This is a genomic window from Flavobacterium branchiarum, assembly GCF_030409845.1.
GTDB classification, from domain to species: domain Bacteria; phylum Bacteroidota; class Bacteroidia; order Flavobacteriales; family Flavobacteriaceae; genus Flavobacterium; species Flavobacterium branchiarum.
Genome location: NZ_JAUFQQ010000003.1, coordinates 195,072 through 218,371, shown reverse-complemented (window position 1 = coordinate 218,371; position 23,300 = coordinate 195,072). Strand labels below are relative to the sequence as shown.

Genomic DNA, 23,300 nt, shown 5'->3' with positions numbered 1-23,300 from the left:
TCTTGACTATCCTTTTTTTATATAAAAAGATCTTCGTCTTCATGGAGATACATTTGAAACAACAATGAATTTGATTCACTTGAATATAATCCACCTTTTGTTTTGACAGTAGTAACTCTTTTGTTTTGTATGATGCTGAAAATTCTTTTAAAATTGGTCTTTAATAAAGACTGTGTTTTTTTTGAAATTATATTTAGTGTTTTCATGATTCTAATTTAAGTTAAAGGATAAAAAAAAGCCCTTTCGGATGGCTACCAAAAGGGCGTATAGTTCTAACTATAACAAAGATTTAATCTTTCACTTTTGGCAATAGCAAATTGGGATGCACATACGCATCATACAACACATCATCATTTTATTTGCTATTGTCTTCATTTTTATAAAATTGTTTTATTTTTTAATTCTACTAATTTGATAGAGTAAAAGTAGTTACTATATTTCTATTTACCAAATCTAAACTTACTTTTTTGCAATTATTTTTTCTAATTGCAAAATCACTTAATAATTTGAGAATAAGCAGGACCTCCAAATTCTTGTTTCCCTTTTAGACGATATATAGGTAATGTAAGTTGATCGAGGTAAAACCTTAAAATATCTTACATTACCCAATATGGAATCTATTCTTTAATTATACAATTGTTGGGTGCATTATTTTGTTTACAACATGTACACCCAACAAATTAAATTAGATCTTAAAACTTAAACGTGCGAAACCAAATCGTCCGTTTAATCCAAATTGCGATACCGCTCTAGAATAAGCAAATTGATTCGCATTGCTCAAATCTGTACTCGGAGCTGGCGACAATGTTGGAGTTGTGTTTGTAAATGCTGGAGTTGCCGGATTATTTCTATCTGGATAAACATCTCCAATATTGTTAACTCCTAATGTCAATCTTAAATGCTCATTAACCTGATATCCGAAAGATAAGTCAGTAACTAATTTTGCGCTATATTCTGGGTGTTCATAAACAGAAGAGAAACCATCTAAATTTACATCTGTTGCTCCTGGATCTGTAACTTTTCCGAAATAGCTATTTCTTAAATAAATATCTAGTTTTTTTATATTGAAAGTTGTCATTAAGTTCGCTTTCAATTTAGGAATAGCTTCTTCTAAATAAACTCTGCTTGACTCAGGGAAAAACGAATATTTATAAGGATCTCCACCAGCATCTATAATTGATTGTGGCACATTTAATTCTCCAACTCTTTTTGTCGTATTATAACTTAAAGCAAAATCATTTCTGATTGTGAAATCTTGAATCACGTTATACTTCTGAGAAATTACTAAATCAATTCCTTTAGTTTCTGAATTAATACCGTTTGTCCAAAACGAAGCTCTTTCAACCCCTTTTAAATCAAATGCTTGTTGAAACAATGTCAATGCATCTTTTTGTTCTGGTGATGTTGCTCCACTTATTTGCGCATCGGTTGGTCTTGAATATTGTCCTGTTAAAACAACTCTGTCATCGATTCTTGTAAAATAAGCATCTGTAGCTATTGTTATATTAGCGTCTGGAATTTTAAAAGTAAATCCAGTACTAATACTTTTAGATGTTTCGGCTTTTAGATTTTCAACACCAATACTTTTTGCTGCTTGGGAATCGTTTGTAAAATAACCTACCTGATATGGAGAACCATTAATAAATTGCGTTGAACTGCTTTCAAAATATTTTTGTTGCAATGATGGCGCTCTAAATCCTGTTTGTCCAGAAATTCTCCAGTTGATGTTATCCGTTAGTTTTAAAAGAGATGCTAATTTAAAAGTAACTGTACTCCCAAAATCTGAATAGTTCTCATAACGAGCGGCTCCATTTAAAAGCCAATCTTTTGTTGCATTTAATTCTAAATCGATATAAGCAGCACCACTTTTTCTATCTTTTTCTTTAGCATCTGAAGGTTGAAATCCTGAGAATCCTTGTGCTCCAGCTCCACGTTTGTTTCCAAAAAAATCGGTTACAATCAATGGTGAGTTACTTGGCAAAATTCCTGAAACAATATTTCCATTTACGTCATACAACCCATAAGATGCTTCATCCCCTTGTTTTATTTGGTAGTTTTCATATCTGAACTCTCCACCAAATGCAACATTCAACCCTTCTAACACATCGTACTTTTTACTTAAATCTAAATTGGTCGTACTTTGTAAAAAAGAAACTTTACCTGCATAAAAACTATCTGCAGAATTTGTTCCCAAAGTTGCATTTATAGTATTGTTTACATCATACTTAAAAGAGTTTGTTCCTAGATTTGTACTAATATCAGTATCGAAACCAAACAATTGAGTTGTAACTCCTACTGCTGAAGATAGATCTAAAATATCCGATTGAATTTCTGGTAAAAATCCATTTGCATATACTTGTGTAAATGTACCAGAACCATTTGGCAGTCTGTTAAAAGCATACGATTTTCCATTTCTATACGAAGCACCTCCAAAAGAATACAATGAAGTAATTTCTGTTAAAGGATATTTAGCATTATAATATAATTGTCCAGATGCCAATTCTGACTGTCCAACGCTCATATTATAATCACTTCTTGCTTGTCCTCTGTAATTAATCTCATTATTAGTTACATCAAAACCTAATGCAGTTTGTAACTGGTTGATGCTATTTGCTGAAGAAATTGCAGTTTGTTGTGCTGGTGTAAAATAGCCAACTTGTGGTGCATATTGTTTCAAGGAGTTAATAATCTGAGCTGAATTTGGCGTTGTATTAATATTGCTGAATAACGAATTAATATTTACTCCATTCTGAGCTGCTCTATATTCAACTGCATTGTAAGCATTAAATATGTTGTTACTTCTAATTCCAGCTCTACTAGTTGCCTGTCTTGTAACAGCACTACCTGTAACATTTAAGAAACTTCCCTGTTTACCTAAAGAGGTTCCGTAATTTAAGTCTACTTGTACAGATTGACCGTCTGTTCCTCCTTTGAAGTTATTTGATCCAGAAGAGATGTTTGCTCCATATTGAACATCCCCTGAAAGAAAATTAGCATTCTTTTTCAATACAATATTAATCACTCCTGCAATTGCATCTGAACCATATTGAGCAGCTGCCCCATCTCGTAGAACTTCTATTCGCTCAATTGCAAATGATGGTATTGCATTTAAGTCTGTCCCTACTGAACCTCTTCCTGGAGCCCCATTGATATTAACCAATGCACTGGTATGTCTTCTTTTTCCATTTACAAGTATTAAAACCTGATCTGGTCCTAGCCCTCTTAATTGTGCCGGATCTATATGATCGGTTCCATCTGCTGTTGATGTTGGATTACTTGTAAACGACGGAGCAACATAATTTAAAATTTGAGTTACACTGGTTTGTGGAGCGCCTTTTGTTATTTCAGAAATATTAAAAATGTCAATTGGCACTGGCACATCTGTTTTTACTCTGTTTTTACTTCTAGAACCAATTATCGTTACTTCAGATAATTCATTATTCTGTAAAGTGTCTTTTTCTTTTTTATTTTCTTGAGCATAAATCCCTGAAAACGTCAAAAGCCCTAAAACTAATACTACTTTCTTTTTCATTACTTTTTACTGTTTTATTATTGTTTGGTTAAAAATGGTTTGTTCTTTTATTTCTTGTATAAACAAAAAAAGCCCCTGCAATTTGCAGAGGCTCTATGTATATTTTTTTGAAAAATAACTACAATAGCGTCTCTGCGGAATACTCCGGCATCATACAAGACATCATATTGTTTACTGTAAATTTCATTTTTCTTTTCTTTTGATATGGCAAATTTGCGAACTATTTTTTAGTCTACCAAACAAAATTCAATTTATTTTCTAAACCCTATAGAGTAAGTAGAATATGTTAAATTTCTCATTATTAAATTAAAAAAACAAAAGATTAATTTGCAATTCAAAATCGTTTTATACCTTTGCACCCGAATACAGAGGAAAAATTTGAACTGATTGCAACCTCTTCATAATGAAAACATTCATTATGGATGCTGAAAGATTTTCATTTCAGTATTAAAAAATGCTAAAGCAGGAATCCTCCTTTAGCATTTCCAGCAATTATTTTTTCTCGCTTAATTTTAATTTAATAAATATTATGGCTTATTTATTTACGTCAGAATCTGTTAGCGAAGGACACCCGGACAAAGTTGCGGATCAAATCTCGGATGCATTAATTGATAATTTTTTGGCATTTGATGCTGATTCTAAAGTAGCTTGTGAAACTTTAGTAACAACTGGACAAGTAATATTGGCCGGTGAAGTAAAATCAAATACTTATTTAGATGTACAGCAAATCGCTCGTGATGTAATCCGAAAAATTGGTTACACAAAAAGCGAGTATATGTTTGAAGCAAACTCTTGTGGTATCTTATCTGCTATTCACGAACAATCTGCTGATATCAATCAAGGTGTTGACAGAGCAAATCCTGAAGAACAAGGAGCTGGTGACCAAGGAATGATGTTTGGTTATGCAACTAATGAAACTGAAAATTATATGCCTTTGGCACTTGATTTATCTCATAAATTATTACAAGAATTAGCAATTTTAAGACGTGAGAACAATGAGATCAATTATTTACGTCCTGATGCTAAATCTCAAGTAACATTAGAATACAGCGATGACAATAAGCCAACTCGTATTGATGCTATTGTAATCTCTACTCAACATGATGATTTTGATGAAGAAGCTGCAATGCTTGCTAAAATCAAGAAAGATATTATCGAAATTCTTATTCCAAGAATTATCACTAAAAATCCAACTCATGCTCATTTATTCAACGATAAAATTCAATATCATATTAACCCAACTGGAAAATTCGTAATTGGAGGACCTCATGGTGATACTGGATTAACAGGAAGAAAAATCATTGTAGATACTTACGGTGGTAAAGGAGCTCACGGTGGTGGTGCTTTCTCTGGAAAAGATCCGAGTAAAGTAGATAGAAGTGCTGCTTATGCTACACGTCATATTGCTAAAAACTTAGTAGCTGCAGGTATTGCTGATGAAATCTTGGTTCAAGTTTCTTATGCAATTGGAGTTGCAAAACCAATGGGTATTTTTATTGATACTTACGGAACTTCTAAAGTAAACTTAACCAATGGTGAGATTGCTAAAAAAGTAGAAGCTATTTTTGATATGCGTCCTTACTTTATTGAGCAACGTTTAAAATTAAGAAATCCTATTTATAGCGAAACTGCTGCTTACGGACACATGGGACGTAAACCAGAAACTGTTACTAAAACTTTCTCTGCTCCAGGAGGAAACGAAAAAACTGTTACTGTTGAGTTATTTACATGGGAAAAACTTGATTTTGTTGACCAAGTAAAAACTGCATTTGGTTTGTAATTTAGACTATTAGACTAACTTAGATGTTAGACTAACTTAGATTATTAGAATTTTAGATTGTTCGATTTTTTGATAACTATTTATTATTCTTAGACATAAAAAACCCCGATTTCTAATTTTTAGAAATCGGGGTTTTATTTTTAAAATCCCTTTTACCAGCGTTGAATAAGACGCAGAATTTAATGGATTATTTTTATCGTTCTAATTGTACATTAGGTAATGTTTTTGGACGAACTGGATCATTTGACAAAATCCAACCTGTGCGGTACATCCATTCAGTCATTTTTCGCAATTTTACGTAATCAATCTTTTCAGATTCATCCATTGGAGTGTGATATTCACTATGCAATACACTTGTGAAAAATACTGCTGGTATTCCTTTACGAGCGTAAGGTAAATGGTCTGAACGAAAGTAAAAATACTCTGGATGTTCTGGTCTATCCCATAATTTATCCAATTCAAATTTAGGTCCTTCATCATTTGCTCTTTTAGCAATACTAACTAAATCAGATGAGTTTTCATGAGGTGAACTAGACCCTAAAAGTGCCGCTTGATTTACATTATTTCTACCAATCATGTCTCCGTTTAATACGGCAACAATATCCTTTTCTGGAACTGTTGGATGTGACGCATACCATCTTGAACCTAACAACCCTCTTTCTTCTGAACCATGAAATACGAATAAAGCAGTTCTTTTTCCTGGTTGCTTTTTATAAGCTCTTGCAATCGCTAACATTGCTACACAAGTACTAGCATTATCATCTGCTCCATTGTAAATAGAATCTTGACCATATTTTTGTCTTACTCCATCATGATCCTGATGACCACTAAAAAGAACATATTCATTTTTTAATTTAGGATCTGTTCCTACTACTTTTCCAATAACATTTACAGATGGATATTTATACGTCTCAGAAAATACTTCTGTAGACAATTTATCCTTTGTATTTTTTAGATATTCTAATTGGTCATAATGTACCCAAAACACAGGCATTGTTCCTCCTATTTTATCACGAAAACCATCAATTCCATATACACCTCTTGTCATTTGTGGCTCTACCTGCGACCAGCTTTCTTCTGCTAAATCATCTGCAACTATAATAAGTGCTACAGCTCCTTTTTTTACTACAAGATCATAATATTTATTCCTTACTAAACCTGGATAGCGTCTGTCAAAAAGAGAAATATCATCAGCGATTCCTTCTTTCGAAGCTAATAACACAATTGCCTTTCCTTTTATATTTGCTTTTTCAATTTCTTCTTTTGTTGCAGCTCCTAAGTACAATAATGATGCATCTACTTTACTATTTGTAGTTTCTGCTACGAGAACATCTTTCCATAATTTATATTCTTTATTCCCTATTTTAAATTTTGTATTCGGAGTAACCTGATGTCTATACAAATCAAAAAACTGGAAATAAGTTCCATCATCTCCTAATGGCTCCATTCCTGCTTCTTTAGCTTTATTTGCAAGCCACATCGATACTTTTAATTCATCCAGAGTTCCTGCTTCACGACCATTAAAATGATCACCAGCCATCTGGTACATATCTGTTCTAAGATCTTTATCTGTTATTGCTGAAACTAATGGCTTTTTAATTGCTTGCGAAAAAGCAACTCCTCCACAAGTAATCAAAACAAGGGTAATTAATTTTTTCATACATTATAATTTTATAATTCAAACTCAGCAATTTAATAAAAAAAGCGGTGTTATGATTTAAAACAGTTATAAAAAAGTAAAACTTATAACGTACAAACTTCTCTTTTAATCCTATTTATTTTATTTGCTAATCTCTTACAGCTTGCTTTTCTTTGTGCATAATAACTGATAAAAGATGAGCAAGTTTCCTTCGTTACAAAATATAGCTCAAGCTATACTAAAAACTATAACTAGATTCCCACTAGAAACCATAACTGCTGTTATAGGAACTATTTTGTCCATAATTCTTAATGAGAAATCTTACAATGACCCTAACAGGGAACTTTACCAAAAAGCATTAATGAGTTGTTCTTTGTGCTTCGTTTTATTTCTATCTGTAAGTTTATTTTTCTTAGCCTCAAAAAAGAATAACATTCTACGTTTCTTAACTAGTTTAGTACTTGGAAGCCTGATTGTAGCCTTTATATTTAGTTTTCATCAATACATCACAAATCTCGAAATTCAGCAATTTATCGTACTTAATATAGCTTTGCACTTATTAGTTTCGTTTGCTGGTTTTATTCCAAAGAGATATGATCAAGATGAATTTTGGGAATTTAACAAACAGCTATTCTTGCGTATTCTCACTGCTGGACTTTATAGTATCGTACTTTATTCTGGCTTGGCATTAGCAATCTTAGCTGTAGATAATTTATTTAATGTAGAATTTAACCGAAACATTTACTTGTACTTGTTTTTTATTATTGTTGGTATTTTCAATACTATTTTCTTCTTGTCTGGCATTCCTGAAACCAATAACAAAGAAGTGCCTCTTACACTAAACTATCCTAAAGGACTTAAAACCTTTACTCAATTTATTTTATTGCCTTTAATAAGTGTCTATTTGGTCATTTTAATTTGCTATGAAGCCAAAATTCTCGCGACACTTTCATTACCTGTTGGATGGGTTTCGTACCTTGTTTTGATATTTGCTCTCTTTGGAATCCTGTCTTTTTTATTGGTTTTACCAATTGCAAAAGAAACAGAAAATCTTTGGATACGAACTTTTAACCGTTGGTTTTACTATCTATTAATTCCTTTATTAGGATTGCTATTTTGGGCTATTTTGTACCGAATCAATCTTTATGGTTTTACACACGATCGCTACTATGTACTATTATTAGCCATTTTGCTAAGTATTATAGTTGGCTATTTTTTAATTCAAAAATATCCTAAGATTAAATTCATCCCTATTTGTTTGTGTTTGGGTGGGTTATTTTCTTTAGTTGGTCCACAAAGTGCTAATGCAGTTTCTAAAAACAGTCAATTATCAAGATTTGAAGAGTATGTAGAAAGATCTCAAAAAGAAAAACTAACTTTTGAAGAAGAAAAAGACCTCAGCAGTATTGTCGATTTTGTAAAGAAAAACCATGATGCTAAAATACTTCTGCCTGTTACAAATAACAAGCTCGACATTCTGATCAAGAGTCAGACAAACCCGAGCTCGTTCTCAATTATGGAAGCTTTAGGATTACAATATCGCTCACCATATGATTCTAAAAAAGAAACAAGTGATAATTTTTACTACAATTACAGTACAAATGAAATTCAGAACATTCACGGGTATGATATCACTTTTGTATACTACCAAGGACTTGATTTGACTTGTACTGATTGTATCAAAATAAACAATGTCAATTATTCAATATTGTCCATTGAAAAAAATTATGGTTTGGATTTGATGATAAATCAAGATAGTATTCCGCTAAGAATATCAGATTTTATAAATACAAATTATCTGCTTTTCAAAAACAGAGTTAACAATACTATTTCCCAGAGAATAGAATCTCCTAAATATTCTATTCTTATAAATTACCTAAATGCGAGCGGTAGCAGAAAAGAGAAAAAACTAACCCTAAATAATTATCAAATTAGAGTAACTATAAAAATCAAAAACTAAAACCCTTTAATAGCAACATTTAAAGAGGCTTTGCAACTCTACAGAAACGAATGTCTATAATTGATAGAATACTACCGTTATGCACAAGATAACTATAAAAAATGCGTTCTAGAATTAGTTCAACAAACAAATCAAAATACAATTGAGTTTTTTTTGTAATTTGGTCTGTTCAAAATTTGAGTTACTAAAACTAAAACGATAATGTACAAAAACTTGATATTTCTTATTCTTATTAGCTCTTTTTCTGTAGCTTTTTCCCAAGATAAGAAAATCCAAATTGTAGCAATAAAGAATATAACCTTTGATGCTGATCAATTTATCGGAATGGATTCTTTTGGTTTTGCCTATTTAATAAAAAACAATCTTTTTGTAAAGACTAACGGTAAAGATGCTTACGAATATAAAAACATCTCTTTAGGAAAAATCTCGAAAGTTGATATAGAGAACCCGCTTAAGGTTGTATTATTCTATGAAGATTTCAATACTGCTATTTTACTTGACAATCAGTTTAACGAAACAAACAGGATTAATTTTTCAAAAAACACAACTCCAATTCTTGCTTCGGGAATTGGGATTGCTTCACAAAACCAACTCTGGGTTTACAACACATTAAATCAACAAATAGGCCTTTATAATTATTTAAAAGACGAGTACAAATCTGTTTCAATACCTCTTTCAGGTAACATAAAATACTACCAAACAAACTTTAATCTCTTTTATTGGATTGATGAAAAAAACAATTGGTTTTCCTGTGACATCTTTGGAAAAGTAGTTGCTCTTGGGAAAATACCAGATTTCGATGATTTAACTATACTTAACGACAAACAATATATTTTTAAGAAGGATAATTTGTTGTTTTTTAAAGACAGTAGCAAGCCCGAATTAGAGAATATATTACAAATTGAAATTTCAGAAAAAACGTTTGGGAATTTCTATTACAAAGACCAAATTTTATCTATTTTTACATTTGGAGGAATTACAAATTATAAAATCATAATACCGTAATGCACATAGCAATAGCAGGAAACATAGGCGCAGGAAAAACAACTTTGACCAAATTACTCGCCAAACATTTCAAATGGGAACCTCATTATGAAGATGTTGTTGATAATCCATATTTGGACGATTTTTACCATCAAATGGAACGTTGGTCATTTAATTTGCAAATTTATTTCTTAAACAGTAGATTTCGCCAAGTACAACAAATTCGTGAAAGCGGTAAAAAAATTATTCAGGACAGAACTATCTACGAAGATGCTTATATTTTTGCTCCCAACTTATATTCAATGGGATTAATGACAAGTCGTGATTTTCAGAATTACACTTCTTTATTTGAACTAATGGAAACTTTAGTAAAACCACCTGATTTATTAATTTACTTAAGAAGTTCTATCCCTAATTTAGTTGGACAAATTCACAAACGTGGCCGAGAATATGAAAACACCATTTCAATTGATTACTTAAGCAGATTAAATGAACGTTACGAAGCTTGGGTACAAACTTACACTAAAGGAAAACTTTTAATAATTGATGTTGACAATATTAACTTTGTGGATAACCCAGAAGATTTAGGAGATATTATCAATAGAATTGATGCCGAATTAAACGGTTTATTTTAGTTAACCTCTTATAGCAATTATAATAGCTGAAACAGTAGTAAAAACTTTTTTACTACTGTTTTTTTTTGTTTTTAATATCCTCTATTTTCTAAACAGACCTAATTAATCTAAAAGACAAATTCTTTTTCAAGACCTATTTACAACTTAACACATTATGAATAAACACATTAAAAATATTTTTCTTTAGTTGGAGTATCAAAAACTAACTTTATATTTGTAAAACGCAACCTGCTTTCAAATGGAAAAAATCGAACATATAAACTACATTAAAGCGCCTATCACAACTGTTTACAGCGCATTAACAACACAGATAGGTCTTGGTGCAGTTTGGACTGAGGAGTTAATCGTTAAACCTGAATTGGGTTTTATCAATGAGTTTGGCTTCGGAGATGAAGAAACTACAAAAATGAAAGTAATAGAATTGTCACATAACAAAAGAATCTTATGGAAATGCATAGCCTCTGATCCGGAGTGGATAGGAACAAGTATTTCATTTGACTTAACCGAAAAAAACGGAATAACATCTGTTATTCTTAAACATTTCGATTGGCACGAACTAACTGAATTTTACCAATGGTGCAATTACAATTGGGCCATGTTCTTATTAAGTCTCAAGGGGTATTGTGAAGATGGTGAAGGAACGCCTTATCAAAAAAGAAAATTCTAAAATCTACTTTCAAATTAAGCATTCAATTAAAAAGAATATAAAAAAATGCCCCTAAAATTAGAGGCATTTTTAGTTTCTAAACGTTCTTAAAGTCTAAAAAAAATGGAAAAATTGTTTTATTTCTATAATCGCAAAATTAAATTGTACACAAATATAAATTAAAATGTACATTTTCAACCCAAAAAACCACAAAAGCCGGCACACAACGTACCGGCTTTTTAATTACTATTTAATCAACATTTAAAAACTATTTATACAACATTATATCCGTATAGCTTGAGCTATAATTCACCGTTGCGTTCATTGTGGCCGTTGTAGAACCCGTAAACGGATTGCTCATAGGCGTTTTGGTCTCAATCCACTCGCAAAGCTCAATTATTGACGACTTGTTTGAAGTGAAATAAAAATACTTCGTACCATCCAGTACTTGTAGAACATCCAAATAATCCTTTAGCTTCCAATAACTCTTGTACGTTCCCGCTTCGGTTGACAAATAAGGCGGATCAACCAAAAAAACCACATTAGGCAAATCCTTATACTCTTTAAACAATTCCTTGTAACACTGGCTTACGACCTCTAAACCCTCTAAATAGCCTGTAGCATCATAACCCGACTGGCGTACGCAATTGTAAAAGGTTTCTTTTTCCAGTTGTTCCAAGCTCAATACATACTTCATGCTAAACAATATCGAACTCGATAAGGTTATATAATCCACATAACCCGTTTGGCTTTCCTCCTGAGCAACCCGCGCCAATATCCTTTTTTTGATGTTTTCCGGTACTTTTTTATCTTTCGGCACATCTATAAGCATTTGACGAATATCGCCGATTAAAGCGTTCGTTTTTGCAATATTCAATAAACGCTCTCGATAATTATCAAAATCATTATAGACTACTCTTGCATTTGGATATTGCGCTTTAACGGTATGACTCAGCAACCCACTTCCGCCAAATAAATCTACATAAGTAGCTGTTGGCGAATACCCTTGCAATGCCGGCTTAAACTGCTTTAAAAACTTCCTTTTTTGACCCATAAACGGCAAGGGTGCCGTTGTAAAAACTTTCTTTTTTAATTCCATTCGATTTTTGATTGATGATTGATTATTCTATATTTGCACTTCTCACGGAATATCTTTAAAATAACAAAGCCACCCACAAGAAGACTTATGTCCTCCAGCGGGTGGCTTTGTGCTATATTTTAAATTCCGTGAGAAGTATTTAAATTGCTGGAGGACTATTTTTACTTCCTGCCTCCCTAGGAACTATTCCCTTGCTTTTTCTTGCACTGTGTACATATAAGCTATGAATTTCGGCAAACCCCAACCAATACCCAAAGAGTAAAACATCGTGATTTGAACGCCTGCATACTCCACGGAAAACCGCAAAGCCAAGAAAATTGCCAACAATGAAAACACAATATCCACTAGGTTGTCCTGAGTGAAAAAGCGCCAAGAAAAATCATAAGGCGTGTTTTTAGAAAACTCGTCCCTTTTCTTAACTTTTCCATGATAATAAAAAGCCAGCCCTATTAATGCGAAAACCAATCCCGCCATATACGTAGGCACATCCGTTGTGCCTAGAATTAAGTTTAAAAATTTATTCATATTTCTGTTTTTATTAATTATATAGTATTGACAAACTATTTACCTTCTAAGATTTCAAGTCTTAAATTTAATTTATCGATTGTTTTTTGTTGCTCTTTAACAGCTTCAATAAGCGCCGGTATTAATCCACTATAATTGACCGTTTTAAAATCCTCTATTTCCCCATACTTTCCAGTAGTAATCAACTCAGGATATATTTTTTCTAACTCTTGAGCGATAACTCCCATCTGATCCTTACTATTATCGTCCGTTCTGTCATAGGTATAGCAGTTAATTTTGGTGATTTTATCCAATGAGTTGTTAAGCGGTCTTATATTCTTTTTTACTCTCACGTCAGATACTTGAGACAAAGACCCAGAATACCTAAGATTACCGTGAACCATAAGAGAGTTTACGCCTGCGGTACCGATACTCACCTCTCCTCCGAATGCATTAATGTTAAGGGTTCTAGCTGCCCCTGTAATATCTGTTGATTGAAGAATCAATCTACCATCGGCATTAGATGTTCCAAACAGCAACCTAGAATTATCTCCTATGTTGACCGCTGCTTGTGCAAATAAATTTTCTATCGTATTACTCGATACATTTGCACCTTTAAAATTTACTCCGCCTCCTGTGTTAGAAATTTTATCTGTGAATGCAGCAGTCGTCCCGTTTACTGCACTTGTTAAAGAACCATCCCCTTTCACGAATTGAGACGATGTACCTCCTGCTGTGACGAAAGAAGTTGCTGTTGTAGTACCAGGAAAGGAGGTAGAACCATCTTGGTTAATACTAACAGAGCCTCCATATGTTTTTAAACGAATACCGGCCCATCCATTTAGGTTTACATAAGAGTCAGTTTTTTTGCCTAATCCATACCAAGGATTACCGCTTGAATCATTATCAATATTAGTGTTTAGCGAAAAATAACCATCGGAACCAATATTCCCTTTTACATTTATTCCTGTTGAAGAAAGTTCCATTTTAGAATTACCTCCATAATTAAATTGAGTAAAACCAGATTGCCTAGTTATTGAAAAACCATCTAATAAAGTAAACCCGAATCCATAACCAGCATTTACTCCTAAGTTATTTGTTATGTCACCCCCTGTCAATGGCAAATAAGCAATAGAACTGTAGGCATTGGAACCAAGACCTAATCTAACTTGAACTCCTCCTACAGACGATAATTTTATAAACCCTGAAGTCCTAGTAACAAAATAATCTATACCATTATCTAAAGCATCTAAATCAGCAGTTCTATTCCCCCAATAAGTAGCGCTCCCAGCATTACCCGAAATATTATTATTTAAGGTGCTTCCGTCATTTATTCCTAAAAAAGACCGTGACTCTGCTGATGTTTTAGGCTCCCATCTGGCAGTACTTACATTATATCCTAAAAGATTTATTGGAACTTCTGACGTGTGTACTCCGAAATTTTCCCCATTCCATTTAGTAGAATTAGCTGCTAATCCACTTATATTAATCCCCCAAGTGCCTGTTGCTCCTGTACCATTGTAAAGGGGATATAATCCTGCATGACTACCCCAACCAAATGCAGTTTGTCCGTTTGATATTCTGCCGTCATTTCCCTGAGCAACCGTTCCAGATGTAGAGCCAAAGTCTTTATTAAATGCTGTTTTTTCTGTAAAAGTGAGTTTATAACGAGAATCAGCATTTGCCGCTATAACATCAAAGGAAGTTAATGATTTAGAGTAAACTGGAACCGTCGGGTCAGTTTCGGTATATGATGAAATATATCCTGCTGGATTAGTCGCGTTATACGGAGTAAATCCTAAAACCGCTTGTTTCCCATTCAATTGAGTTTGAATTGAACTTGATGCATCGTTGACAGATTGCTGTAAGTCAGTTTGGTATCTTTTATTAGCAGAATCAGCAATATTTGAAGTAGTCAAAGTAACTATTCCTTGCTGACCATTTACAGAAACAACTGCATCAGTTCCTGGTGATCTTTCCCATTTGGTCCCGTTGTGAATTAAGAAATCTGCAGCTAAAAAAGTTATGTTTCCAGAACCAAGATTTATCGTTCCACCTACACTAACTTTATAAACCCATCCGACCACACCAGTCGCATCAGACAAAGTAGGAGTGTTGCCTGCAGCATCCCACATTGACTTATAAATCATCAAAGAAGCAGGTAGATTAGCAAATGGCACTTTTCCACCAGCATCTAGCGGAGCCACCCCATTGTTTGCTCCGACCAACGAAAGATTTAACTTAGCATCTATGGCCGCTTGTAACCCAATTACAGTCGAAATAGCTTGTGTACCGGTATGATTGGCACGGTTCTTTAAATTGGCATCAGTATCGTTTGCCGTGGCTCCTGTGGCTATGCCTGCAAGCTTTGTTTTTTCGGCAGTTGTATAATCTTCTGTAGATAATCCTTTTCCGGATACTTTATCTACTTTAGTAGCTAGAGTGTTATTTATGGTAGTAGGATCAAAATTTGATAATCCATCAAGTTTAGTTTTATCTGCAGGTGATTGTAAACCCGCATTGGTCGTTGTAGCCAATGGCAGAACGGCATCGTTTCCCGTACTGGAAAAAACAGTTATTCCAGTTGGAGTAGCTAATTGATCTAGGTTAGTTGTACCTTTAATTTCGGAAACAGGCAAATGCTTCACAATGCCATTAGCACCTTTAACCAATGCACTATCTAGGGGTGTACCAAGCATAGTTTTGGTAAGTTTAACCGTTGAATAAGCAGGAATAGTCCCCTGCGCTGATACGGCCAAACATGCCGTTAAGAATAGAAATATAAATAGTTTTTTCATTTATTTTAATTTAAAATTATTAAATATCGTAGGAGGATAACAACATGATATCACCTCCCAAATAAGGCGCGCTTATGAATTGATTTTCTACGAATCCCATACAGAAATCGCCAATTTCCCGGGTGGCATCATCCTCATTGCCCTCAGTTTTAAAAACAAGCATTTCCCCGATGGCGAAAACTTTGGCTTTTGCAAACAAGGCCGCGTGAGCGTTTGGATCGTTCTTATAGTCCTCGAATACGGATACATCTAGTTTTTCCTCAAATAGATCAGCATGAGCATTTACATCCGTCTTATGTCCATCAAATTGGTCTTTTTCCGCCTTAGCGTTTAAAGCGCTTGCGAGATTAGAAATCGCACTTTGCGGGATTGCTTCTTCCTTGTTCCAAAAACTCCCCCACGAAGCCCAAAATTGCGCTTGTGTTGGCTTCTTGCCGGTCATAAACCAGTCGTATATTTGTGCTAATGTTGCCATATAATTAATATTTAATCCAAACCGCCATATAATTAACCTTCGAAGTGGCTCTTGTTTCAGAATTGCTACAAATAACCGTTACTCTATTATACTCAATCCTATATTTACACCATAGCGTATCATCCAAATTAACATCACCCGAAAAGGCTATTTGCGCTATTGATGGCATAAACCCGACTAAATTAGCCATGCCGTATCCTGCTGGAGGATATACATAAACATAATTTTTAGTATAATCATCTTCCTTATAACCGCCAGCTGTTGAGCTTATAATTTCAGTTCCAGTTGTGATTTTTATTTTAGGAATTGTCAATGCCGCCGTTTCCAGATCTTCTATTCTTTCGATTAAAGCCTCAACAGTTGTTTTATCTTCCTTATCACTTATAGTTCCAAGTTGTGCAAGTAAATCCGATGGGATCGATTTAGTTTCGAATGGTCTTTTAAAATCACTCCAGGGCCATGATGTGGCAGCCGTCCCAAAAGTGGCATAGCGTATCGTGTGAACTTGTTTTATAGCACCATTTTCAAAAGCCCTGTTTACGGCCTCTTCAATGATAATCACGGTAGAACCTCCCGTAACCGCAGCCTCCCGAAACTCTAGGGGTTCACCATCGATATAAACCACACCTTTCTTTATGGTGGTACCTACGAGCTCGCAACCCGATATAATCGTCAAGTTACCCGCCAATGCTCCAAAAGACTGAAAGATTTCCGAAGCCGTTTGCAGCTCCTGTAGTCGTTCCGTTTTCAAAGGAAAACCACCCGTTTGATTAAAATTAGTTCTATTCATCTATGAAAATATTATAGCGAAAACCGCCAGCTTTGTAAAATTTGATATGAGCGTTTAAGCCATGAATTTGAGTGTTATAAATTTGTTCAGGCACAAAAACAATAAAGTCGAGCCCTGTATCAGCCGTTTCGCCTTCCGTTCGTAACCAAATGGTTCTTTCTTCGCTTTCCGTTTCCAGCCAAACATCTTGAGCCTCCGCCTCCGAATAGATGTAGGTAGTATCATAAAACTGACCGTTACCTATATAAATCCGCCTTTCAATCGGGTCAAACTTATCATTCAAAGAACCCCGCAACGAACAAACCTGCCCTGTATGCTCAATCTTATAAATGTTATCAATCCGCCAGTTGTACCACACATCGTATAACTTAGATATTGGAGTAACCGCTATTTGCATCCATTGAGCCCAAATCTGCTTTCGCAGAATAGGAGGCAACATTTGCACCGAGAATATTTTAAAATTGATGTTATACCACATAGTTAACATTTTCAAATCCTTGTACTTCAAAATACCCGCTTATCGGAATCGTGGCGATATAAATAGGTTGTGGCAATTCGTAGCCGTTTGTTAGTGGATTAATCCAGGAACTTGATGCACTCACGATTGTCGCATCCAAAACACCCGGAACAACTTGCAGTTTATCTACTAAGGCCGACAATCGCAACTCACCGTCAAATGGTAATTCTTTCATGAATTCGGCAATAGCATCGTTGACCGGATAATTAGCATTAATAATGCTCATCCCATTTGCAGCCAATACTAAGGCATCCCGTTTAATCTGAATAGTCAAATACAACCTGTCGGGCAAATAATTAATAATCGTAAGTTGTACACCGGCTATTCTTATTTCCTCCATATAAGCGTCAAAAGCCTCCTTTTGCGGTACTGCAATTGGCGCTAGATTACCCGAAATTTCCCCCGCAATTTTTACAATCACTCGGCTGCTTTCCGTGGCTTCATTGACTGCCGAATATTTAACAATTTTAGAAGCCTCAATTACCTCACCTGTAAAACCGGTATTATCGTAATAATCTTTGTCCGCGACCAAATCAAAACCATATTGAAACTGTAAGGCCATTGTGCGGTACCATGGTTTTGTGCCCGGTTTTTTATTCGCCAATGTATCATCAACCTCCTTTTTATGTTGGTCAAAAAATAGCTCGTGTATAAAAATAGCAGTAGCAATGATTTCGAAAATAAAATTTTCAAAACTCACAATCGCAAACGTATCACTGAACAAATCACCTGCAGTGAAACCATATTTTATTGCCATGGTTTCATTGGCCATAAATGGTGTAGTTAAATCCTGTTTTATTAGTGCTTTTGTTCTCATCGTATTATAAATGTGTCTTCAATTATCATAGCGCCTATTCCTTCATCTGGAATCACAATAGTGTAATCCTCTGCTGTTATTTGAGTAGCACAGCGATTCATATCATTAAACAATGCGCCAATAGATTTGATTATTTTACCCGAGTAAGTCAATGTACTGCCAATGGTCAAAATGTCTGTGATAGACATATTGTTTTCCAGCGCAAGAGCAAACACATTCTCAATCGAGCCGGTCATTTCTATCGTTTTATCTAAAAAACTTTGTCCCTGATATACTTTACTTTCCATATTCGGCTACTATTTTAAAAGGTTTTCCCTCAAATAAATCCAATTGACTTACTACCAATCCGTCCTTTTTTAAATGCTCTCTTATCTTGTGTCGAAAACCCAGATAGTCTTCACTCAATGCAATATCTTCAATCCCCACTCCCAAATCAGGATTCGATTTTAATTCGCCCTGGTGCAATATCATTATGAAAGAAATATTTTGCTCAAGCGTAGAGCCTACAACCAAGCCACTAACAATTTTGTTAGAGCTGTCACGTACTGGCTCAATTTTTAAATCCAAAATATCACCTGTATCGTTATGGTCATTTACCTGTATCCCTATGCCTTTCATAATTAACTTATTGTTCCGGTTCCGCTTCCCGTGTGATTCGTTGCCGTTCCTGTTGTGGTCACGGTCACGCTAACCGCTCCTGTTTTTACAAAGGCATCAACAGCATCGCTTAAGCGTGTCGCAAATTCTTCGATAGAGTTGTCCTCTTTGGTCAACATATCAGTAAGTATTGCTTTGATTGCGTCTTTTAATACCCCCTTATTTAATCCCATTTTAATCAGTATTTAAAAGTGTTTTAAACTTGGTATCTAATGCCGTTAATTTCGTTTTAGTAGATGGAGCTATTTTACCTGGTCCTGCAGGTGTCAAAATAATAGCGTTGCTTATTTCTTTTATCAGATCGGAAACCAAAGCTCCAAAATTGGCAGTCCCTTTTTTCAAAGTCACTTTACCGGTGGTACCATCAACTACAAATTCAAATTCGCCTTTCTTGTAGCGAATGCTTTCTACGCTATTTATTTTTATCACCATCAAACTGCTCAAAGCTCCTGTCTGACTCATCAAAACAACCTCACTATCCACTTTTGGAACAATCAAAAAACTATCGGTTTCATCCGTTACAGTGGCTTTCAATCGTACATCAGAAAGAACCAACTCACTCAATAATTTCACCGTACAAGTGTCATTTTCTATCGATACAACCGTAGCCGTAATGGGTAAGTTTGGATTAGCTCCTAAAGCCCCTAACAATGCCTTTTTTATTTCTGCTGCTGTATCCATTTACACGCTCAGTTTTATTCCTGGTTTAATTGTCCTTTTACAACCCGACTCACTTACTGAGGTTACAACACCTACAACATAATAGGTTCCGTCCTTGTCCGGGTAGTCTTCATCTTTAATCTTTGCCGAATAAGAGGGTTTCACAAATGGAATTAACCAACCGTCAAAACTTCCCTCATACATATCCGCGCTACGGCGTAATAATTCGGCATTAGCAATTTTTTTTAAACTGTCTAAATTCACGGAACCCACTTTAAGGGTAACTTTATCACCTCCGGTTGTTCCTGCAGTATAGCTTTCTACTTTTCCCGCTAGGTTAGTCGCCTCAACAACAACCTCCACCTTTCGGTCAATTGCTTTTTTATATTCCAATGAACTTTTCTCAACATTTACCTGCATAGCGTAAACAACTTCGCCTCCTTTTTCTAAATAAGGCGGATGGATATGCAGCTCCTTTTTTTCGGTATTGAAATAGATATTAGCTTTCGTTTCTTCAGCTAGTTTTTTCAACACATCAAAGCCAGTAGCTTGATGGACTACAAACTTTTCGTAGGCAATGTCATAATCACAAACCAACTTATAACTGGAGTTAATTTGATCCAATAATGATTGAGCAATTTTTGCCATTGTAGTAGGTTTCATTTCAGCATTTTTAACACCTACTCGAAACAAAAACAAGGCATCCTCACAAAGGATTTTCAAAGAACTGTCGTTAGTGACAATATCTAGGACGTAGCCCACAAACTCGGTTTTTAAATTGTCATCATAACCCAATTGTATGGTCACTTCCGAACCTCGGGCAATGCGGTCACCTATGTTTAAAACCTGATTCATAACCGCCTCCGGCAATGTGATGGTGGCCGTGTCTACTAAATTGTCAACACTTTCGTCAATATCAATGGCGACAACCGTTTCCAGTCTGTAGGTTACACCCGCCGTTTTAAACTTTATGCTCCAATTGATATCAAACATTTTATTTATTTTCTTCGATGACTAATAAATTATAAAAGTCATCACTCGTTATTTTCAAATCATAAGCCTGTACATTTTCGCCTTTGGTAAAGGGAAAAGTGTAATCTTCAACCACTACTTTTGTAATACCTAAAATCTCCAATGGGGCACAATAGATATAAAACTCTTTGTTGTACTTCAGAAATTCAAAAAGACGTTGCATTTGCTCCCTCGGGAAACAATCCTCCACTTTCCCTTTTATTAAACCTCCCATCAAAACACCAGTAACCGTAATGTCAAAATCTTTTCGGTTCCAACGTTCCTTAATAGTACCGATGAGTGTATTTCCTTGTTTGGCCACATTTCGTTTAATAACAGTATTCCCGGAACTAATGGTTATCATTGGTTCATAAGGAAAGAGCCATTTTTGCCCGTTTTCAGTCAGGCTAAACGACAACGGAAAAAACTGCTGATCTTCCGGTATGGGTAAATCAGTCTGATTCACCAAAAAAGCAGGACTAGCCGTTTGTCCTGTTATACCGTCTTCTTTCGGGAAAGGCAAAAAAGGAATCGGCGGCAACACATGTTTGCTCAATTCGTTTTGCACTAATTGTGTCCGCTCATACATTTTAATATTAGCGGTACCCATCAAACTGGCAAACAATAGGTCTTTATTTGTTAGCATTCTTTTCTTTATTTTGTCATCCCGAGCGTAGTCGAGGGGTTATCCTCCTGCCGTTGTAGCCATTGCCAACAACCTCATTAATTCGTCAGCAACTTCATTACCAGCTTTGTTAGCTGTGTCTTTTCCACCGCTTATGCTTTCTGTTTTTATGCCTATTAATTCTTTTAAGTTGATTGTGACATAAGTGTGTTTAGTACCTCCAGTTGCAACCGCCTCGTTTGATTTTTTAGCACTGGCAGAACCTCCACCGGCTCCAGAACCACTTGCGCCGCCTTTACCTAAATCCGTTCCAACTAGTCCAGGATCAGTAATACCAGATTCACCTTTTTTGCTTTCCTTTTTCCATTTTACCGAATCAAAGGCCGCTTTAAATTCTGCTCCTGCTGCTACCGCTGTCGAAGCCGCTTTTTGATACCCGCCCTTTATGGAGGCCTTACGCGCTTCCACCTCGGCATTAAGCTTGGATATTTCGGCATTATTAGCTCCTTTATCTCCAAGTCCTGCCATATTTTTAAACTTGTACCAGGCAATCTGTATCTTGTTTATCCCAATCATAATCCCGTTTACCACGGTGTTAAATTGAGCCTTCACCAGTTCTACATAAGCAGTGAAGATTAATTTTGCACCTGTGATGGTATGCTTCCAAGCATTACCCCAACCAGTGGTTGAAGTAGCCACCCAAGCTATTGCGGCAACCAATGCCATAACCCCTATAACAATCCAAACAATTGGATTCATTGCCATTACTGCATTGAATGCCATTTGTACACCAGTCCACACGCTTGTAGCTCCTGAAACAATTCCCGTCCATAAAGCCTGTAATTTTGTCGCACTGGTTAAAGTTGAAAACACTTTACCGGCACCGGACATAATAGGCATTAGATTAGCAAAGTCATGTGCAGTTTGCCCAAGAACAGATGCATAACCCATTAAGCCATTGGTTCCGTTAAATAGTGTTATTTTAAAATCATCAATTTGCGCCTGGAGTCTTTTGTTTTTTTCCAATGGTGACTCCATTATAATAGCTGCTTGCTCGTAAGCTGTATTTGTACCGGTAACCGCTATTGTTAGCCTTTCCGCTTCGGTAATTCCGGCAATCATGGCAATAGCCGCATTGCTATTTTCTTTTCCAAAGAGCTTAGTAACTAAAGCCTGGTCGGTCATTATTCCCTTTAAGGGTTTTAATCGCTCAGACAATGAAATTGAATTATCGGTAAGCCTATTAATATCAACACCCGCTGCTCTTAATTCTGTTTTAACATCTTTTGGTAAAAAACGACCTTGCGCTAATGTTGCCATTACGTTACGTAAAGCAACTCCGCCTTCAGCACCTTTTTTACCATTTTTATCAAGTACCTGGATAAAGGCATTTGTTTCTTCAAAAGAGACATTTGCAGTTTTTGCAGCCAGTCCAGACTGTTCTAAGGCTTGGGCAATCTGAGGCAGTTCAGCAGAACCTTCTTTAGCAGAGGCAGCCATAACATTGTTCATCTTAGCCATTTCTTTGGATGCCTTAATAGGATCAGCCATAGAAACCTGATACTGATTCATTGCAGTAGTAAGAACACTTGTTGCTGCAGCTGTATCGCCGCCCATTAACTTGCTCGTAACCGATGCCTCTTTACCCATTGCTTTTAAAGCCGATGGAACTTTGGCAATTTCAGGTGTCAACTGCGAAAGTATAAGCTTGTACGATTCCGCACTTTCGGAAGCAGCACCTCCAAAAGTATTAGCGTTTTGTCTGGCATATCCCTCAATTTCTTTTAATTTATCCCCAGTTACTCCGGTTATTGCCGAAAGATCACTAAGGCTAGAACTTAGCTTTAGTCCAGGATCATTCAAAGAGTTTAAACCGTCTGCTGCTGAACTAATGTTTTGGATTAGATTGTTTAAGCGCAAACCGTTTAACTGCCTTTGTACTCTGTCAATTCCGCTATGAACGTTAGACTGAAACTTATTAAATGAGGAATTTACCTTATCAAAGTTTTCATTAATCTGAATGATATAGGATAAGGTATTGCTCATTTAAGTGTTTTCTTTTTTTCGTATGTATTCCAGTTCTTTATATCGCTGTCCCCATTCTTCATCTGATAAGTCATCAGGATTGCCTATACTCATATAATAGCGCAATTGGGCGTTTGTGATGCGTA

General features: G+C 35.3%; 22 protein-coding genes. 5 read left to right on the top strand and 17 right to left on the bottom strand.

Annotation, left to right across the window (positions count from 1 at the left end; translation table 11 throughout):
* Positions 1-17: 17 nt before the first annotated feature.
* Positions 18-206, bottom strand: a complete 189-nt coding sequence (locus QWY99_RS01370) for a hypothetical protein (RefSeq protein ID WP_290260089.1) — start codon at positions 204-206, stop codon at positions 18-20.
* A gap of 479 nt (positions 207-685) precedes the next feature.
* Entirely contained in the window at positions 686-3,532 is a 2,847-nt protein-coding gene (locus tag QWY99_RS01365; protein WP_290260087.1) for a TonB-dependent receptor plug domain-containing protein, read from the bottom strand.
* A 529-nt stretch (positions 3,533-4,061) separates the two neighbouring features.
* On the opposite strand from QWY99_RS01365, the gene metK reads away from it, so the two are divergent.
* Positions 4,062-5,312: a methionine adenosyltransferase gene (gene metK, locus QWY99_RS01360; RefSeq protein ID WP_290260085.1), complete on the top strand. Its 1,251-nt coding sequence runs from the start codon at positions 4,062-4,064 to the stop codon at positions 5,310-5,312.
* 193 nt (positions 5,313-5,505) lie between these two features.
* Here the strand turns inward: metK and QWY99_RS01355 are convergent, their stop codons facing one another.
* Positions 5,506-6,972, bottom strand: coding sequence for a M28 family metallopeptidase (locus QWY99_RS01355; protein WP_290260083.1), 1,467 nt, complete (start codon positions 6,970-6,972; stop codon positions 5,506-5,508).
* 175 nt (positions 6,973-7,147) lie between these two features.
* Between QWY99_RS01355 and QWY99_RS01350 the strand changes: the two genes are divergently transcribed.
* The 4 genes from QWY99_RS01350 (at position 7,148) to QWY99_RS01335 (ending at position 11,197) form a co-directional block, all read left to right on the top strand.
* Positions 7,148-8,911: a DUF4153 domain-containing protein gene (locus QWY99_RS01350; RefSeq protein WP_290260081.1), complete on the top strand. Its 1,764-nt coding sequence runs from the start codon at positions 7,148-7,150 to the stop codon at positions 8,909-8,911.
* Positions 8,912-9,112: 201 nt separating this feature from the next.
* On the top strand, positions 9,113-9,916 hold the full coding sequence (locus QWY99_RS01345; RefSeq protein ID WP_290260079.1) for a hypothetical protein: 804 nt from the start codon (positions 9,113-9,115) through the stop codon (positions 9,914-9,916).
* Positions 9,916-10,530, top strand: coding sequence for a deoxynucleoside kinase (locus QWY99_RS01340; RefSeq protein ID WP_290260077.1), 615 nt, complete (start codon positions 9,916-9,918; stop codon positions 10,528-10,530). The genes QWY99_RS01345 and QWY99_RS01340 overlap by 1 nt, the downstream gene beginning before the upstream one ends.
* A 238-nt stretch (positions 10,531-10,768) precedes the next feature.
* Positions 10,769-11,197, top strand: a complete 429-nt coding sequence (locus QWY99_RS01335) for an SRPBCC family protein (RefSeq protein ID WP_290260076.1) — start codon at positions 10,769-10,771, stop codon at positions 11,195-11,197.
* Between the two features lie 247 nt (positions 11,198-11,444).
* Here QWY99_RS01335 and QWY99_RS01330 read toward each other — a convergent pair whose 3' ends face one another.
* The 14 genes from QWY99_RS01330 to QWY99_RS01265 all read right to left on the bottom strand — a co-directional run bounded on the left by QWY99_RS01330 (position 11,445) and on the right by QWY99_RS01265 (position 23,175).
* Positions 11,445-12,275, bottom strand: coding sequence for a DNA adenine methylase (locus QWY99_RS01330; RefSeq protein ID WP_290260074.1), 831 nt, complete (start codon positions 12,273-12,275; stop codon positions 11,445-11,447).
* Positions 12,276-12,458: 183 nt separating this feature from the next.
* On the bottom strand, positions 12,459-12,800 hold the full coding sequence (locus QWY99_RS01325; RefSeq protein ID WP_290260072.1) for a hypothetical protein: 342 nt from the start codon (positions 12,798-12,800) through the stop codon (positions 12,459-12,461).
* Between the two features lie 35 nt (positions 12,801-12,835).
* Positions 12,836-15,577 carry a tail fiber domain-containing protein gene (locus tag QWY99_RS01320; protein ID WP_290260070.1) on the bottom strand — a complete coding sequence of 914 codons (2,742 nt, stop codon included), beginning with the start codon at positions 15,575-15,577 and terminating at the stop codon, positions 12,836-12,838.
* A 19-nt stretch (positions 15,578-15,596) separates the two neighbouring features.
* Positions 15,597-16,052 (bottom strand): hypothetical protein, encoded by a 456-nt coding sequence (locus QWY99_RS01315; protein WP_290260067.1) that lies wholly within the window; start codon positions 16,050-16,052, stop codon positions 15,597-15,599.
* Positions 16,053-16,056: 4 nt separating this feature from the next.
* Positions 16,057-16,842: a hypothetical protein gene (locus tag QWY99_RS01310; RefSeq protein ID WP_290260064.1), complete on the bottom strand. Its 786-nt coding sequence runs from the start codon at positions 16,840-16,842 to the stop codon at positions 16,057-16,059.
* Positions 16,835-17,320 (bottom strand): hypothetical protein, encoded by a 486-nt coding sequence (locus QWY99_RS01305; protein ID WP_290260062.1) that lies wholly within the window; start codon positions 17,318-17,320, stop codon positions 16,835-16,837. Before QWY99_RS01305 ends, QWY99_RS01310 begins: the two co-directional genes overlap by 8 nt.
* Positions 17,310-18,176, bottom strand: coding sequence for a nucleotidyltransferase (locus tag QWY99_RS01300; RefSeq protein WP_290260060.1), 867 nt, complete (start codon positions 18,174-18,176; stop codon positions 17,310-17,312). Before QWY99_RS01300 ends, QWY99_RS01305 begins: the two co-directional genes overlap by 11 nt.
* Positions 18,173-18,412 (bottom strand): hypothetical protein, encoded by a 240-nt coding sequence (locus QWY99_RS01295; protein ID WP_290260057.1) that lies wholly within the window; start codon positions 18,410-18,412, stop codon positions 18,173-18,175. The genes QWY99_RS01300 and QWY99_RS01295 overlap by 4 nt, the downstream gene beginning before the upstream one ends.
* Positions 18,413-18,452: 40 nt before the next feature.
* Entirely contained in the window at positions 18,453-18,794 is a 342-nt protein-coding gene (locus tag QWY99_RS01290; RefSeq protein WP_290260055.1) for a hypothetical protein, read from the bottom strand.
* Positions 18,795-18,796: 2 nt separating this feature from the next.
* Positions 18,797-19,006: a hypothetical protein gene (locus QWY99_RS01285; RefSeq protein ID WP_290260054.1), complete on the bottom strand. Its 210-nt coding sequence runs from the start codon at positions 19,004-19,006 to the stop codon at positions 18,797-18,799.
* Position 19,007: 1 nt separating this feature from the next.
* On the bottom strand, positions 19,008-19,514 hold the full coding sequence (locus tag QWY99_RS01280) for a hypothetical protein (RefSeq protein ID WP_290260052.1): 507 nt from the start codon (positions 19,512-19,514) through the stop codon (positions 19,008-19,010).
* Positions 19,515-20,486 (bottom strand): hypothetical protein, encoded by a 972-nt coding sequence (locus QWY99_RS01275; RefSeq protein WP_290260050.1) that lies wholly within the window; start codon positions 20,484-20,486, stop codon positions 19,515-19,517.
* A 1-nt stretch (position 20,487) separates the two neighbouring features.
* The gene (locus QWY99_RS01270) at positions 20,488-21,150 is read right to left on the bottom strand and encodes a DUF6046 domain-containing protein (RefSeq protein ID WP_290260048.1); all 663 of its coding nucleotides are present in this window, start codon (positions 21,148-21,150) and stop codon (positions 20,488-20,490) included.
* Between the two features lie 39 nt (positions 21,151-21,189).
* A complete protein-coding gene (locus QWY99_RS01265; protein WP_290260046.1) occupies positions 21,190-23,175 on the bottom strand; it encodes a phage tail tape measure protein in 1,986 nt (661 codons plus the stop codon).
* Positions 23,176-23,300: the final 125 nt, after the last annotated feature.

Coding starts and splice junctions, on each gene's coding strand:
- QWY99_RS01335 (WP_290260076.1), top strand. CDS start 10,769: ATGGAAAAAATCGAACATATAAACTACATTAAAGCGCCTATCACAACT.
- QWY99_RS01315 (WP_290260067.1), bottom strand. CDS start 16,052: ATGGCAACATTAGCACAAATATACGACTGGTTTATGACCGGCAAGAAG.
- QWY99_RS01265 (WP_290260046.1), bottom strand. CDS start 23,175: ATGAGCAATACCTTATCCTATATCATTCAGATTAATGAAAACTTTGAT.
- QWY99_RS01365 (WP_290260087.1), bottom strand. CDS start 3,532: ATGAAAAAGAAAGTAGTATTAGTTTTAGGGCTTTTGACGTTTTCAGGG.
- QWY99_RS01290 (WP_290260055.1), bottom strand. CDS start 18,794: ATGAAAGGCATAGGGATACAGGTAAATGACCATAACGATACAGGTGAT.
- QWY99_RS01295 (WP_290260057.1), bottom strand. CDS start 18,412: ATGACCGGCTCGATTGAGAATGTGTTTGCTCTTGCGCTGGAAAACAAT.
- QWY99_RS01370 (WP_290260089.1), bottom strand. CDS start 206: ATGAAAACACTAAATATAATTTCAAAAAAAACACAGTCTTTATTAAAG.
- QWY99_RS01275 (WP_290260050.1), bottom strand. CDS start 20,486: ATGTTTGATATCAATTGGAGCATAAAGTTTAAAACGGCGGGTGTAACC.
- QWY99_RS01350 (WP_290260081.1), top strand. CDS start 7,148: ATGAGCAAGTTTCCTTCGTTACAAAATATAGCTCAAGCTATACTAAAA.
- QWY99_RS01340 (WP_290260077.1), top strand. CDS start 9,916: ATGCACATAGCAATAGCAGGAAACATAGGCGCAGGAAAAACAACTTTG.
- QWY99_RS01345 (WP_290260079.1), top strand. CDS start 9,113: ATGTACAAAAACTTGATATTTCTTATTCTTATTAGCTCTTTTTCTGTA.
- QWY99_RS01285 (WP_290260054.1), bottom strand. CDS start 19,006: ATGGGATTAAATAAGGGGGTATTAAAAGACGCAATCAAAGCAATACTT.
- QWY99_RS01320 (WP_290260070.1), bottom strand. CDS start 15,577: ATGAAAAAACTATTTATATTTCTATTCTTAACGGCATGTTTGGCCGTA.
- metK (WP_290260085.1), top strand. CDS start 4,062: ATGGCTTATTTATTTACGTCAGAATCTGTTAGCGAAGGACACCCGGAC.
- QWY99_RS01310 (WP_290260064.1), bottom strand. CDS start 16,842: ATGAATAGAACTAATTTTAATCAAACGGGTGGTTTTCCTTTGAAAACG.
- QWY99_RS01330 (WP_290260074.1), bottom strand. CDS start 12,275: ATGGAATTAAAAAAGAAAGTTTTTACAACGGCACCCTTGCCGTTTATG.
- QWY99_RS01355 (WP_290260083.1), bottom strand. CDS start 6,972: ATGAAAAAATTAATTACCCTTGTTTTGATTACTTGTGGAGGAGTTGCT.
- QWY99_RS01325 (WP_290260072.1), bottom strand. CDS start 12,800: ATGAATAAATTTTTAAACTTAATTCTAGGCACAACGGATGTGCCTACG.
- QWY99_RS01270 (WP_290260048.1), bottom strand. CDS start 21,150: ATGCTAACAAATAAAGACCTATTGTTTGCCAGTTTGATGGGTACCGCT.
- QWY99_RS01305 (WP_290260062.1), bottom strand. CDS start 17,320: ATGTGGTATAACATCAATTTTAAAATATTCTCGGTGCAAATGTTGCCT.
- QWY99_RS01300 (WP_290260060.1), bottom strand. CDS start 18,176: ATGAGAACAAAAGCACTAATAAAACAGGATTTAACTACACCATTTATG.
- QWY99_RS01280 (WP_290260052.1), bottom strand. CDS start 19,514: ATGGATACAGCAGCAGAAATAAAAAAGGCATTGTTAGGGGCTTTAGGA.